Raw genomic sequence first — 13,722 nt, 5'->3', positions numbered from 1 at the left:
ATCGCTCTTTGTTTCAGTCCGATTGGTGTTCCTTTTTATGTATAGAAAGGAATACCTCCTCTAATGAGGAACATTTGTATTCTCTGTAAGCTTGATCAAGTGTTCCGTGAAATTTTATTTTCCCGTTAAATAAGATAATCAGTTTGTCGGCGATTTCTATAGCGTCTCTCATAATGTGGCTGCTGATAATGATCGTTTTATTCTTAACTTTCAACTCCTTTATTATCTTTTTCAGCTGAATAACCCAATAGGGATCCAATCCGTCTGTCGGTTCATCAAGGATATAGATGTCCGTATCGGCGAGCAGACATTGAGCCAGATTAAGACGCTGACTCATCCCTTTTGAAAATCCTCCAGCTTTCTGGTTCCGTTCGCTCCATAAGCCAGTTTTTTCTAAAGCCAATTTGATCGTTTCCTTGTTCTTATTTAAGAATCGTCTATAATAATCAAGGATTTCATAGGGGGTAAGCTCTGCAGGAAACATCATCTGGTCAGGCATGTAAGCAAATGGCTTCCGCTGTTTCGAATGGAACACCACACTTCCAGTGGTAGGACTTTCAACACCTGTAAGCATCTTAATCATCGTACTTTTTCCGGCTCCATTCCCCCCGCATAATACGATACATTCCCCCTGATCAATGTGGAGATTCAGCGGTGCTAATACTGTCTTCTTTTTATATGCTTTCGATAACTCCTTCAATTCCACTATCATTTTATACACCTCTTTTCGTTAAAAGCCGGGCTGAAGATAGGATGGTGATAAGAATTATGAGTGAGATGGATACTGTTAGGGCAATTGCTAAAGACCCATTTGCCCCCCACTTTTCGATTATGAGGTATTCAGGTCCAAATACATATTCAGAATTCAATTTAGAGATCGACCATACGCGGACGGATTCAACCGGGTTCAGAAGGATAAACAAGAACAGGCTGTTTTGCTTGAATGCATATGGAACCCACCCGATAATAGTAAAGATGATAAATTCGTATACAAACACCATTAAAATCCATAATAAAATGGCTGCTGACAGTCCCTGCATCCTTGTTTTGGAAAGGGCTCCAATCAGTAAGGATGCCGCTGAAAATACAAGGATTAAAATCATATTCACCAGCAGAAAAACCTGATAAATATGGGCTGCAAAAGAGCTGCCTGCTAAAGAGAAAATCAAGCCGAATAACCCATATGAAATACCTGTTACAAAAAATAACGAGAGGACTAAAGACAGGAATTTACTGATCAGATAGTATCCTGAAGATGCCTGATAGGTTCTGTATAAGGATAATCGCCCATTTTCTTTATCGGCAATAATGGAACTCCCGCCAAGAATCATGCAGATGACCGGGATCATCCAAAGAGATAGATTGATCAGCATGGCAATCGAACGGTTGTAGGCGGACTGGCTGAATCCCGCTGCATTGCCCTCTTCCGCCTTTATTTCTTTAAGGCCGTAATATTCCGGGTTCACACCCATTGTCTCAATATTGTCATTAACACCGTCCAGCCCATACGTTACTTCAGCAGGATCGGATTTAGCAGACTGAAGGCCATACAAATAAAGGAGAACTGCCAGAAAGAAAAATAGAATCATAAAATTTACAAGCCATCTGCTTCTTAACAGAAGCCGCAGTTCATGTTTTGTCATAGTATACAAAAGTACGGGATTCATCTTGATTCCTCCTCCTGCTGAGGGATATCGTTAATGGCTGTGGTTCTTTCCGTCTCCTTTAAAGCTCTTCATATCAGCTTCCAGAAGCTCATCTTTGGAGTATACAGTTCCACCGTGCTTCTTTCGGTATTCCTTGGCTTTTTTCAATGATTCAAAAGCTGCTATTCCATAGCTCATGGGGCTGTTAATATCGCTGTGATGTATAAATGCAGCAGCATCAAACGATATCCATTCCCTGCTGAGATAATCATGTACAAAAGCAGCCTCATATTCAGGCTTCTCTGACTGTAAATATTGTGCCATACATCCAATATCATCGAACAATACAGGCTCACCACTTTTTAAAATTAGCTGTGCAGCAGAATCCAAATCAGCGATTCCCATGTTACAGGCATCACAGTTATCCTGATTCAGTTTAATTTCTGCAGGCTCCGAAGCTGGTGAAGAACAAGCACTCAGCAATATTGCGAGAACAGCCATTAGGAGAACAGGTTTAAATTTCATAGTGCTTCCTCCCATAATTCAATATAAACAAACTGGTTAAAGTGATAAGGAAATAGAACAAGATTAAAGAAGGTTCACGGCTAGGACGGGCATTCCTTTTTTCTGATTTGAGTTCTTTCTGTTTTACAGGTGCAGGTTCAGCAAGCGGTGACTCATCCATGATAAAGGCATCTGATAGAATCGGAGTGTATTGTTCAATCATATTCCACAATTCTACGGCAGGACTTTGATAAAAGATCTGCAGTAAAGGCTCTTCATCTGCCATCTGATAAAAAACATCCCCGCTTTTATAGGCAAAGTCCACTTTATGATCCTGATCCAGATTTAATAATTGATGATCATCAAAATAGTTGCCATATGTATCCTTGCTGAATAGATTCCTGTTATCTTTTTCAGAGATGATTTGCTTTGTATTCCCGGAAAAGTTATTTAAATAAATGATATTATCATTTGAATTCTTCCCCATTACCAGGCCGGTATCATTTTCCTGAATCTGATTAAATTTAAGCCTGTTCCGCTGTGCATTTTCAAGAATCATTCCCCTGAAATTGCCCCTCACAATATTGGAAGCAATTTTAGAATCAAATGTGTCATACATAAAAATCCCGGCACCCTCATTTTCTGTATTCTTATAAAAATAGTTTTCCAGGATAAATACTTCATAGCTTTGCATGATCATGAGTCCGTTGATGCTTTCGGTCACCCTATTGTCAGCAATTAAAATATTACGGGAATCCATTGTGTGCACGCCATAGCGTGCTTTGGACATGATGTTCCCTGAGACCTCGCAAAAATCAGAATAGGACACATAAACACCGTCCTGAGTGTGAAAGAAGTAATTATTTTTAACCGAAGTATTCGGAGCTTCAACCAAATAGATTCCAAAGCCCTTGTGACGGTTCTTACTCTGAAAGCTTGTAATGAGATTATTTTCAAACCGGTGTCCATATGAATTCCTTGCATATATGCCGTGAAAAACATTCCTCAACGCTATATGTTGAAGATAGGCACGATCTCCTGTCACATAGATTCCGGCATTCTGTGAACCGCTACCCTCCACTTCAAGGTTTTCGACTATGACATCATCACCTGAAATTGTCAGCACATGGCCATTTTCAGATCCTATAAATCTTGTTCCTTTATCCCCGATAATATGAACTTTTCTCTCTATTGAAAAATTGCCTTCATATATTCCAGTTTGTATTTTAATGACTGATACACTCGGATCCGACAACGCTTCTCTCAGCTCCTTTGAAGATGCTGCAGAGAATTCCTGAGCGGAAGCTTTTCCGGCCAGGATCATACTGAAGATTAATAGAAACCATCCGATTTTTTTATACACTCAGCGATCACCTGCCCGGAAATATGCGTTCCGGCTATCTTTTAGAAGATAGCCGGAAAAGTATTCCTTTTTTTATTTTTCTCTTGTATAATTTAGTTTGAGTTGATGTTTATTTATATTTAGTGGCTCATTGTAGCCTTACCGTCGTCTTCACCGGTCGCAGTTACCTTTAGAATGGCGACGGCTCCTTTTTGTGCATGGTTAAATTGATGCGTCACGATTGGGTAGCTGCCTTCCTTCGTTACGGTAAATTCCACAACAGCTCCGCCGCTAGCCGGGAGCATGACCGTCTGGAGACCTTTGTAATGGTTAAAAGGGTTGCCGTCAATGTATACATCATCAAATACCGTACCAACCACATGGAAAGAGCTAACTTCGTTTGGCCCCACATTATTTACATATATCCGTACTTTATCCCCTACTTTAGCCAGAAGCGGATTGTCTTTAAGTGTGAACGTATCCCCATTTGTATTAGGATTTCCCTCTTTAAGCGCCTTTGTTGAGAAAACCACATGACTCGGAACCCCATTTGTAAAATCATCAAGGTCATTGTATTTATACCATTCGTTTTGAATAATTGTATATTCTCTATCAATCTCTTTATCTGTCGGATAGCCGGCTTTTGGCTTAACAATAATCGTTCCGTGCATTCCGTTTGCGATATGTGATAATACCGGTGAAGTTCCGCAGTGATACATAAACACGCCCGGTTTATTGGCAGGGTAACTAAATGTTCCTGTCTCATCAGGCTTGACGTTGGAGAAGTCTTTTGATGGAGCTGCATGTACGGCGTGAAAATCCATGCTGTGCGGAATTGCCGGATCCATGTTTTTTAAGGTGAAATTGATTGTGTCCCCTTCATTGACAACTACTACCGGTCCAGGTGCTTCCCCGTTAAATGTCCATGCTTTATAGAATTTTCCTTTATCGATCTCGATATCTGTAATTTGGGAAGTCATTTCAACATTCACTTCATTCTCCCCGACTCTTTCAATCTTCAATGGAATAGGCTTCTGATTTAAATCTTTGTGCGGAGCGATTGCTTCAGGCTGCTGGGTTTCTGCAGCCAGCACTTTTTCCTCGGGCTGAAGGGCATTTTCAGGTGCTGCCCACTGGTTGCATCCCGTCATCAAGCCAATGCCTATTGCAGAAGTAAGCAGATATTTAGATCCATTTCTCATCTTAATTTCCTCCTTTTAATCGATTGGTTTATCTGCTTTTATCATATGGTAAATCAGCTCTAAAATTGGTGATATTTCTCACAAGACTTTGGAATTCTGTGAAGAGTTTGTGAATTAGTGAACGAACCATTATTTAGTTAAGCTCCTTTTGATTTCACATATCTTAAATGAGGATTTCTTCCTGCAATTGACTAGTTTGCAAAAGCCATTTTTCAGTTGAATTAATAGACAGTTTACATCTATATTAGTTTGTGAAAAAGTGTTCCTATCTTCTCAAATGGTTTATAATCATTAAATGGAGTTGTTTGTATCAGAATAAAAGGAGAATTTTACAGTATGGAATTTATTGTGATTTTGAAAGCAATTATATTGGGGTTTGTTGAAGGAATGACAGAGTTTGCCCCAGTCTCATCAACAGGACATATGATTATTGTGGATGATATGTGGTTAAATACAAAAGAGTTTTTGTCTAAATATGAAGCAAATACCTTTAAAGTCGTTATTCAGCTCGGTTCCATTTTAGCGGTTGTAATTATTTTCAGGGACCGGTTCATTGAAATGCTCGGCCTCGGGGGACGTAATAAAAGCTCGGAAGAAAAACAAATCCGCCTGAAACTATCACAAGTCATTGTCGGGTTAATTCCTGCAGGGATTCTTGGTGTTTTATTTGAGGATTATATTGATGAACATTTGTTCTCAACTGAGACGGTACTGATTGGTTTGGTCATTGGTGCTTTTCTGATGATTTTTGCTGATATTTTTGGAGCCAAAAACCCGAAGACAGTTTCTGTTGATCAAATCACCTATAAACAGGCTTTATCTATTGGATTTATACAGTGTTTCTCCCTTTGGCCAGGATTCTCGCGTTCAGGTTCCACCATATCAGGCGGCGTGCTGCTTGGCCTGTCACATAGGGCTGCAGCTGATTTTACTTTTATCATGGCCGTTCCGATCATGGCGGGAGCAAGTTTTCTTTCATTATTAAAGAATCTTGAATACTTCTCAGTCGAAGCGCTTCCGTTCTTTATTGCAGGATTTGTCAGTGCATTTATTTTTGCATTAGTTTCAATCAGATTCTTCTTGAAGATTATCGGCAAGATTAAACTGATTCCTTTCGCCATTTACAGAATCGTTCTGGCGGGTGTTATCTATTTTGTATTTCTATAAAAATGAACCCGGGCTGTGGTGACGGCCCGGGTTTTTGTATGTTTGGTGCGCGATAACTTCTGCTGCGGGGATTTGTTTATGGTGAGGATTTGTATAATTGTATAATTGTATAATTGGAAGGTGGTTCGGACTCTGACTACGGGATTTGTGGTTTTTTGTGTCAGAAGTTGCTCCTGGTTCTGACGCATACCCTCGCTTTCAAGCTAGTGGTGTCAGAAGTTGTTCCTGGTTCTGACACAAACCCATGCTTTCAAGCTATGTGTGTCAGAAGTTGCTCCTGGTTCTGACGCAAACCCATGCTTTCAAGCTAGTGGTGTCAGAAGTTGCTCCTGGTTCTGACACAACCCCTCGCTTTCAAGCTAGTGGTGTCAGAAGTTGTTCCTGGTTCTGACACAAACCCATGCTTTCAAGCTATGTGTGTCAGAAGTTGCTCCTGGTTCTGACACAAACCCATGCTTTCAAGCTATGTGTGTCAGAAGCTGCTTCCTTCAAACCTGATTTTTAGAAAAGCTGACAATTAACCGCGGGACCCACAGGTTGATCCGAATAAAGAATTCGCCATCATTGAATTGAGAATTTCGGACATGATGTCCCGAGACAGACGTGTTTTTCGTTTTTAATGAAGGTACCCGCTTTTCTATTTTTCATCGCCTTTCTCCTTTATCTCATCCACAATGCGTTCAGCAGCTTTTCGGTATAAGTTGCTCATATGAACGAGTGAAGATGCCAGCAGGACTTTTTCGAGCTGGGCTGGCTGCCCTTCATTTAGCTCCGTCGCCCTGCCCGCCTGCTTTTCCAGATCATTCATAAATGCATCGGCATTCAGTTTCGTCAAATCAAGGTAAAGCTGATAAAAATGGTCCAGGTCCATCTTTCCTTCTTCCGTCCTCGTGTTGACACCAGTTAGCAGGCTTTTAATATCGTTTATGGATAGAGCCCCTTTTAGCTGATAAATAAAAGCAATTAATATAATGTGCTCTTTTGAATATTTTTTATTTTTAATTGGAAAAAATAATTTCCCTTTTGCATAGTTATTTATCATTGTCTTAGTCAGCACTTTTTCCTCTTCATTTCTCGTCGTACTGCCAAAGGCATTTTCAAAAAGCTGGATTACCTGATCCATATATAAGTCTATTTGTGGTATATCCTCCAATTCAATTTGGTTATCCGCTATGAGTTTTTCCAATTCCATAATAATTCCTCAAACCCCTCAATTATCGTTAAGTAAATTCTACTTAAAAAAACACTGATTGTAAACATTGACTAGATGATGTTTTATATATATCATAATAAGTAGTTATAAAAACTATATACAAGAACATTAGGAGGAGATAGTATGAATTCGTATATCCGGGAGCCCATCAACGGACTAACCCATTTAGCAGGAGCCATTTTATCCTTTGCCGGATTGCTTGCCATGGTGATCAAAGCCTCACTGACAACCTCTTCACCGCTTGCCATTACGGCTGTTGCTATTTTTGGAATCAGTTTGATGCTTCTTTATTCAGCATCTGCTGTCTATCATATGGTCATCGCTAAAGATAAAGTCATTGCCTTTTTAAGAAAACTTGATCACTCTATGATTTATGTATTAATTGCAGGTTCGTATACCCCTTTTTGCCTCATCACATTAAATGGTGTTACCGGCTGGGTTTTATTTGGAATTGTTACAGCTGTTGCTTTATCGGGCATTCTGTTTAAAATGATTTGGTTTAACTGTCCTCGATGGCTTTCAACAGCGTTATACATTGCGATGGGATGGATTATCGTTTTCGCTTTCTCACCTCTCTCTGAATCATTAAGCTTTTCAGGCGTCCTGCTTCTTTTACTCGGAGGCATCCTTTATACTGTCGGTGGAGTGATTTATGCTGTTAAACCCAAATTCCTTGAATTTAATACTTTGGGTTTTCATGAGATTTTTCATATTTTCATTATGATGGGAAGTATGGCACATTTTCTTTGTGTGTTTATGTATGTGATATAGTAAGAAAGCGGACCCAGATTGGTCCGCTTTTTATTTGTTGCCATCAATATCCTTTAAAACAGCTTCCAGTTTTTCATTAGAAAATCTGATCATATTTTTGTAAATGTTCAGGATAGATTCAGCATAATTAGTACCGGGTACTGCCCATTTTCCGTTCAATTCCTTCCATAACTTAGCCGATCCTCTTTTCACCAGACTAAAACGCGGATCCACCAACTTGTATTTGGAAGGCAGGGGCTGAGTCGATGCGTAGGCATACAAATGCTGCAGATGTGCCAGCACGCCTTCCTCCTGTGTGGGAAAGCTTGCTCCTGACGCACCATTCCCTGTTGCGCCGATTCCTGCAAAATTATTCTGGCCTGGTTTTACATCACCGGTAAATCGGAGATAGTTGGTTTCATGCATGGCCTGTGCAAAAGCTGCATCCCCTCTGATTCCGTAATATTCTCCAAAAGCTGAATAAAATGAACCTAAATTGGGGGCATTCGGGTTTATCATTTTTACATATTGATTCATATGCTCAGCCGATAAATGAGTTGCGCCGAGAATGGAAAATCCTGTGGGTTCAGAAGGAACTGCCGGTGGAGCGTCTGACTGTATATAGGCATCCGTAATGCCTGCTTTTTTCACTGCTTCCAGCTGTTTTTCTGCATTTTCTTTTGTAGTGAAAGCCCCGGCTTGTACACGGTACCAGACTGTACCTGATATTTCAGCAATGGCTATAGCAGATTCAATGCCCTTGTTTTTTAGAAAGGATGCTCTGTCCTCGGCATTTTTTCTATTTGTAAATGAACCGGCAATCACTCTATACAGATTACTGGGATTGACTGGCGTCGGCGGCTTTGGCGGAACAGCTGTTTTTGCTTTTAGGTTAAAGGCTTTAACGATTCCATTAACATGTCCCTGTGCCACTTTTTGTCTCCACAGAGGATCTTTCATTAGTGCTGCATCAGCTGCATTATCAATAAACCCATTTTCAGATAAGAGTGCCGGCATGACAGATTCACGCAGTACATGAAAGTCTGCCTTCTTCTTCCCTCTATCAATAAGGTTATTTATCTTTATAACTTCAGCATGAATTATATTCTGATAATTGGCGGTCTGCGAGGAGCTGCTTAAACTGCTATGAATAAAATCTTCATACCCCCTCGCTGCTCCATTTGCTGCATTGCAGTGAATAGACAGGTAATAATCAGCCCCCCAGCTATTCGCTTCAGATGTTCTTTGGCTCAAACTTTTTGTTTGATCGTTTTCACGGCTCATTTTTACTTCTACATTCTGATAACCTGCAACTAAGATGTTCTTTATATTTTTTGCGATATCAAGAGCAATATCCTTTTCTTTTATTCCATTTCCCTGAGCACCCGGATCAGTCCCTCCATGTCCTGGGTCTAAATAAAGCTTCATCGTGTTCACTCCTTAAAATGATATTTCAAAGACCTGAAGCTTTCCTTTTCATTATAAATCATTATAATACTGCAAGTACTTGCCTGTAATATTCTATGTTTACCGGATGAAATGGCTTGTACTCATGACCATTCTTTCTGCTGACCATAAAAGGAAACACAAAAAATTGTCCTTTTATAGGCGGCATCCTCATTCAAAATCTTTGGTGAAGCCGTATGCTAATGGTGGAACTAATTTTTCGGGGAGTGAAAAATCATGGGTTTGTGCGGGAAAAAAAATAAAGACTTTGAAAGGCATGATTTTTGCCATGAGCATGATTATGACTGTGATTGTCCTATAAAACCGGAATGGGATGAAGGGAAATACCGGAAAAATTTCTATGGAAATTGTGTTGAAGAGGTTTTGGAAGCCATTTTCAAAGCGCAGAAAAAAGCGGGGATGGAAGATGACTGCAGGAGTTCCTGCCGGGAATCCATTGATGACCTTATGGGGGGACATAAGAAGGCAAGAAAGAATACAATTCCTTTTCTATTATACTGCGGGAACTGTGAACCATTCAAAGCCACAGGTGTTACCACCTTCACTAATCATACTAAGGAAAAGAAATTTGCTTGTATCACATCATTCATCTTTAGAATAAAAGAATTTGATGGCAAATGCGCGGTATTGGAACTGTTAACGTTCAAGCAATGTAAATCCTCCAAAGATCCATTTAAAACACATACAAAAGATTTCTGTTCCCCTTGCAGCCAAATCGACTGTGAAAACGTAGAAGATCTTATTCCTACGGGGATTTGTATAAATGTGGACCTTTCTTGTTTTTGTGCTGTTACCTGTCTGCCTGCCGTCCGCTTATAAAAGTTTCATAGCGCATCCAAATTTAAACAGCCAACCAAAAAAGGTACACCCTAGTGGCATGGTGCACCTTTTTTGGTTTCTTAAAGTATTATCCTCCAAATGCCTCCAGTACATCCTCTACCTCTTTTAAATCAACCTCATCCTGTTTTGAGCCTTGAAAGGCCATTTCTTTATATGCTGGGGTCTGGTCTGGCACATAGCCTGATTGCATCATTTTCTTAATTTCATTAATTTCTGCAAGGATGATCTCACTGTTCATATTTTTAGGATGGAGATAGCTGTTTAAAGCGGATAGAACTAAATGGATCAGCGAATTGTTATTAGAATGATAGTCGACTTGTTCTAGAATCTTCTGTGAAACTTTTATTGAATTGCCGGTTTTAACATCTATAAAATCATCCGGGAGTGTTAAGGCTGTTTTATTTGCATAGTCGGTATATGTTCTCTGTTTTTCCATCATCCTTAACCTCTGTTTGACATGGTATGATTACTTTCTTTTTCCCTTTTAAGCTGATTCATTTTTGCCAGTATCATAAGACCAAGGACATTTAGTTTTTCCATGTTTTCAGGAAAAGTTAATTCAATTGGCCTTCCTCTGTCCGACCATTTTGCTGCAGCTTCCTGAATTTGCTTTTGGGCGAGTTTGGCAGCTCCTCCAACAGCGATATATCGGACAGCCCCTTTAATCTCTGATGAACTGCTCCTTACCCGATCAAAATGCTCCAGGTATTTGATAGCCATCGACTTTAACTGCGGCAAAATGTATTTGCTTATATCCTTCCTGACCCCTGCAAATGGCTCCACAAACCATCCTGAAGGTCCTTCTGCCAATTTCTCTTCCAGTTCGGCACGTGAGTCAAAGCGATACATTTCCTTTTTACTCACTCTTTGAATGATGTGATCCAGAAACTGGTTGATCCCGAACGGCTCTCCCTCTACAGATGCAACTGGCTTATTATTTTTTATTCCCACAAAATCGACTGAGTCGCCCCCAAGGTCGCCAATGATGATTCCTTTTTGTGATTCTTTAACAAGATCTTCATTTTTAATGCCCAAGGTTTCCTGATCTCTTGTCAGACCCAAGTAGGCACACGCACCTTCAGCACCGACAATTACATCATTTATGATTATTTTAACGGTTAACTCCTTTGGTTCTGAGAGCCCGGGAACTTTATGAAAAATGATAGTATGTGTTCCAGCGAGTTTGTCTTTAAGGCGGGTTTTTCTCTCTTTATACTGTGTGGTTGGAAGAGATACAGCTAATTGATCAATAGAATAGGTGATTTCTGTTTCTTCGGGGTGCTGAAGTGCAGCATGGTAGCCTGCAAGACCAAATAACAGCAGATAGGTTCTGTCTTCATCAACTTTCTGGTTATTGAAAGCAGTCAGGCTTACGTCCCGCTGTTTAGCCGCCCCCTTGCCGATATAAAATATTTCTCTTCGATCTACAACAGCCTTGCTTTTTACCTCCACAATCAAGTTATCTTCAAACACGATGTCATCGTCATCATAAGGCTTTTCGTAAAATTCCGTATCAAATAAAGCAATAGCATTGGGAATCTGATATTCTGACAAAATACCATTTTCAGAAGCTAACGCTTTATACCAGCTGTTTCCGATATCAACAGCAAGAAAATTGTGTCTTTCCATATTCTCCTCACTCCTCCTTTTGAATCTTATGCGTGATAGAAGTCCAATTGTGCCCGTACCCTTTCACATTTTATCCGCCAATGAATCAACCCTTTAAATTTCCATGTTTGTCCAATGCATTCAACTCAGGATTTGCATAGTATATCTTGAAGTAAATTTATTAAGGAGGAACAACATTGAAAAAAGATAACAAATGCGTGGATCTTAATGTGTCTGCAAATGTGGGTGAGTGTGCTTATTCCCGTGGATCCACTCCTATTGCAGACGCAGGTGAAGCCATCATTAGAGTACCTGTTGAACTTGCTGTTTTAAATATTAGGACAAACCTTGCAGCTAAGATTAAGTTTCCGGAGCCAGTTTTGGAAATAAAAGATATAAAAAAGAGAGTTCAAATCGTCCAATGCAAACTCCTTCTTCCTGGCGTTGCAGCAGGATCGGATCCTTTTGTAGAAGGCCCTTACCATTTATTCATTAAAGGATATGTACGAAAAAATATTCAATATGCTGCACCTTGCTACAACTCAGGGGCATGCGTGAACTCCGAAATGCGTTCCCTGACAACGGATGTGCCTTTTGAATGTGTCGTTGAAATTGCTGAAGAGGATTTTGACAGAACTCCACAGCTTCCTTTCCAGAATTCTCGTGCAGAATTTGATTTCTTCAGACAGCAAGACCTTGGACATGGCTATCCTGAAAAAGATCATTTCCTATCAAGCGATCTTTCCCAGTTCCATCAGGACAGCAGTCAGTTCTACAATCAAATGCCATATTGCGAGCTGATCTCAAGCAGGATTACTGAATGGGATGAAGCACTTGACCGCAAGCCATTCCACAACAATGCCAATTGGCAGGAAGGAACATTTGAAACGATCTCCGAAAAAATGTTCCTGCAGTTTACTGTGAAAGTTCTCCAAAACCAGCAAGTCCGAGTAACAGCACTATAATGCAGCCACAGGCAATATCTGTTCCTTTTTTATGGACAGGTATTGCTTTTTTTTATTTAGTTACTAGCATCATATTCAGTAGCCCTTCAAATGACATTTTCCTACCAAATTTCTTGTGCCCATTTTCTGTATTGCGGTTCTCTGGTTTTACATAGGTATGCGCCCAAACATAGACGATTATCATGCATAGGATGTGATTATCATGATTTCAGGAGGAGCCCAAATGTCAGAAGAAAATAAAGATCGAGATAAAGCAGAATGCCAGGTTTCTGCTCAGAACTGTGATTGTGAAAGCAGCCCACATCTCCCTCGTGTCAATATTGGGAAAATTACAGCAAAGGTCCCTGTCGTTCTGGCTGAGCTATCTTTAAAAATAAATGTAAATGCCCTTATTACATTTCCGGAACCTGTTCTGGAAATTAAAGATATCAAGAAAACAGTAAAGCTAACACAATGCCGGTTGTTATTGCCAGCTGACCAGCTATTTATTAAAGGCTTTGTACGCAAGAATATTCAGTATGCAAGCCCTTGTCCTGACATAGAAATGCATACTGAAAGAACCGTAGCTTCTGATATTCACTCCTATACGGTTGATGTTCCGTTCCAATGTGTGACAGAAATTAAAAAATTTCTTACCTGTCCTGTAGAGCCTGAAATGAACCACCGCCAGGAATTTGATTTCCTCGTAACAAAGCCTGTTCCGCGGGGATATCCGGAGAAAGATGAATTACAATCGAGTGATCTATCTCAGTTTCACCAGAAAAGTGTGCAGCATTATAATGAATTGCCATTCTGTGAACTGGTTTCAAGCCGAATAATTGAATGGGATGAAGCGATTGACCGACGTCCCCTTCCAAATCGCTCACCGATCGGAGAAGGAGTATTTACAAAAATAGAGGAAAAAATGGTTGTAGATCTGGTCATTAAAGTACTTCAAAACCAGCAAATCCGTGTATCCTCAACCACCAATGATCATGATGACTGTTTCGATTGTGAATAGACTGCCACAAAATGTTTT

At 40.1% G+C, this 13,722-nt stretch carries 14 protein-coding genes; 5 read left to right on the top strand and 9 right to left on the bottom strand.

Annotation, left to right across the window (positions count from 1 at the left end; translation table 11 throughout):
- Positions 1-13 precede the first annotated feature (13 nt).
- The 5 genes from M3205_RS10060 to M3205_RS10040 form a co-directional block, all read right to left on the bottom strand.
- Positions 14-712: an ABC transporter ATP-binding protein gene (locus tag M3205_RS10060; protein ID WP_251169785.1), complete on the bottom strand. Its 699-nt coding sequence runs from the start codon at positions 710-712 to the stop codon at positions 14-16.
- A gap of 1 nt (position 713) precedes the next feature.
- The gene (locus M3205_RS10055) at positions 714-1,667 is read right to left on the bottom strand and encodes an ABC transporter permease (protein WP_251169784.1); all 954 of its coding nucleotides are present in this window, start codon (positions 1,665-1,667) and stop codon (positions 714-716) included.
- A 30-nt stretch (positions 1,668-1,697) separates the two neighbouring features.
- Entirely contained in the window at positions 1,698-2,171 is a 474-nt protein-coding gene (locus M3205_RS10050; RefSeq protein ID WP_251169783.1) for a nitrous oxide reductase accessory protein NosL, read from the bottom strand.
- Complete coding sequence (locus M3205_RS10045) at positions 2,161-3,513, bottom strand: right-handed parallel beta-helix repeat-containing protein (protein WP_251169782.1); 1,353 nt, start codon at positions 3,511-3,513, stop codon at positions 2,161-2,163. The genes M3205_RS10050 and M3205_RS10045 overlap by 11 nt, the downstream gene beginning before the upstream one ends.
- 119 nt (positions 3,514-3,632) lie before the next feature.
- Complete coding sequence (locus M3205_RS10040; RefSeq protein WP_251169781.1) at positions 3,633-4,694, bottom strand: multicopper oxidase domain-containing protein; 1,062 nt, start codon at positions 4,692-4,694, stop codon at positions 3,633-3,635.
- 336 nt (positions 4,695-5,030) lie between these two features.
- On the opposite strand from M3205_RS10040, the gene M3205_RS10035 reads away from it, so the two are divergent.
- Entirely contained in the window at positions 5,031-5,861 is an 831-nt protein-coding gene (locus M3205_RS10035) for an undecaprenyl-diphosphate phosphatase (protein ID WP_251169780.1), read from the top strand.
- Positions 5,862-6,498: 637 nt separating this feature from the next.
- Here M3205_RS10035 and M3205_RS10030 read toward each other — a convergent pair.
- Positions 6,499-7,053: a DUF1836 domain-containing protein gene (locus M3205_RS10030; RefSeq protein ID WP_251169779.1), complete on the bottom strand. Its 555-nt coding sequence runs from the start codon at positions 7,051-7,053 to the stop codon at positions 6,499-6,501.
- 144 nt (positions 7,054-7,197) lie between these two features.
- On the opposite strand from M3205_RS10030, the gene trhA reads away from it, so the two are divergent.
- Positions 7,198-7,845: a PAQR family membrane homeostasis protein TrhA gene (gene trhA, locus M3205_RS10025; RefSeq protein ID WP_251169778.1), complete on the top strand. Its 648-nt coding sequence runs from the start codon at positions 7,198-7,200 to the stop codon at positions 7,843-7,845.
- A 30-nt stretch (positions 7,846-7,875) separates the two neighbouring features.
- On the opposite strand, the gene M3205_RS10020 is transcribed toward trhA, so the two are convergent.
- Complete coding sequence (locus M3205_RS10020) at positions 7,876-9,252, bottom strand: N-acetylmuramoyl-L-alanine amidase (protein WP_251169777.1); 1,377 nt, start codon at positions 9,250-9,252, stop codon at positions 7,876-7,878.
- A 255-nt stretch (positions 9,253-9,507) separates the two neighbouring features.
- Between M3205_RS10020 and M3205_RS10015 the strand changes: the two genes are divergently transcribed.
- Positions 9,508-10,110 (top strand): CotY/CotZ family spore coat protein, encoded by a 603-nt coding sequence (locus M3205_RS10015; protein WP_251169776.1) that lies wholly within the window; start codon positions 9,508-9,510, stop codon positions 10,108-10,110.
- An 88-nt stretch (positions 10,111-10,198) separates the two neighbouring features.
- Here the strand turns inward: M3205_RS10015 and M3205_RS10010 are convergent, their stop codons facing one another.
- Positions 10,199-10,570 (bottom strand): hypothetical protein, encoded by a 372-nt coding sequence (locus tag M3205_RS10010; RefSeq protein ID WP_251169775.1) that lies wholly within the window; start codon positions 10,568-10,570, stop codon positions 10,199-10,201.
- A 2-nt stretch (positions 10,571-10,572) separates the two neighbouring features.
- Positions 10,573-11,760: a ParM/StbA family protein gene (locus tag M3205_RS10005; protein WP_251169774.1), complete on the bottom strand. Its 1,188-nt coding sequence runs from the start codon at positions 11,758-11,760 to the stop codon at positions 10,573-10,575.
- A gap of 176 nt (positions 11,761-11,936) precedes the next feature.
- Between M3205_RS10005 and M3205_RS10000 the strand changes: the two genes are divergently transcribed.
- Both M3205_RS10000 and M3205_RS09995 read left to right on the top strand, forming a co-directional pair.
- On the top strand, positions 11,937-12,704 hold the full coding sequence (locus tag M3205_RS10000) for a CsxC family protein (RefSeq protein WP_251169773.1): 768 nt from the start codon (positions 11,937-11,939) through the stop codon (positions 12,702-12,704).
- Between the two features lie 223 nt (positions 12,705-12,927).
- Entirely contained in the window at positions 12,928-13,704 is a 777-nt protein-coding gene (locus M3205_RS09995) for a CsxC family protein (RefSeq protein WP_251169772.1), read from the top strand.
- The last annotated feature ends 18 nt before the right edge of the window (positions 13,705-13,722 follow it).

The sequence above is a fragment of the Cytobacillus firmus genome (assembly GCF_023715565.1).
Lineage (GTDB): Bacteria > Bacillota > Bacilli > Bacillales > Cytobacillaceae > Cytobacillus > Cytobacillus firmus_C.
This window is presented reverse-complemented; position numbering and strand designations above follow the sequence as displayed.

Bases quoted from the DNA above. Each gene is read 5' to 3' on its own strand.
- M3205_RS10060 (WP_251169785.1), bottom strand. From the start codon at position 712: ATGATAGTGGAATTGAAGGAGTTATCGAAAGCATATAAAAAGAAGACA.
- M3205_RS10010 (WP_251169775.1), bottom strand. From the start codon at position 10,570: ATGATGGAAAAACAGAGAACATATACCGACTATGCAAATAAAACAGCC.
- M3205_RS10030 (WP_251169779.1), bottom strand. From the start codon at position 7,053: ATGGAATTGGAAAAACTCATAGCGGATAACCAAATTGAATTGGAGGAT.
- M3205_RS10035 (WP_251169780.1), top strand. From the start codon at position 5,031: ATGGAATTTATTGTGATTTTGAAAGCAATTATATTGGGGTTTGTTGAA.
- M3205_RS10005 (WP_251169774.1), bottom strand. From the start codon at position 11,760: ATGGAAAGACACAATTTTCTTGCTGTTGATATCGGAAACAGCTGGTAT.
- trhA (WP_251169778.1), top strand. From the start codon at position 7,198: ATGAATTCGTATATCCGGGAGCCCATCAACGGACTAACCCATTTAGCA.
- M3205_RS10015 (WP_251169776.1), top strand. From the start codon at position 9,508: ATGGGTTTGTGCGGGAAAAAAAATAAAGACTTTGAAAGGCATGATTTT.
- M3205_RS09995 (WP_251169772.1), top strand. From the start codon at position 12,928: ATGTCAGAAGAAAATAAAGATCGAGATAAAGCAGAATGCCAGGTTTCT.
- M3205_RS10020 (WP_251169777.1), bottom strand. From the start codon at position 9,252: ATGAAGCTTTATTTAGACCCAGGACATGGAGGGACTGATCCGGGTGCT.
- M3205_RS10040 (WP_251169781.1), bottom strand. From the start codon at position 4,694: ATGAGAAATGGATCTAAATATCTGCTTACTTCTGCAATAGGCATTGGC.
- M3205_RS10055 (WP_251169784.1), bottom strand. From the start codon at position 1,667: ATGAATCCCGTACTTTTGTATACTATGACAAAACATGAACTGCGGCTT.
- M3205_RS10050 (WP_251169783.1), bottom strand. From the start codon at position 2,171: ATGAAATTTAAACCTGTTCTCCTAATGGCTGTTCTCGCAATATTGCTG.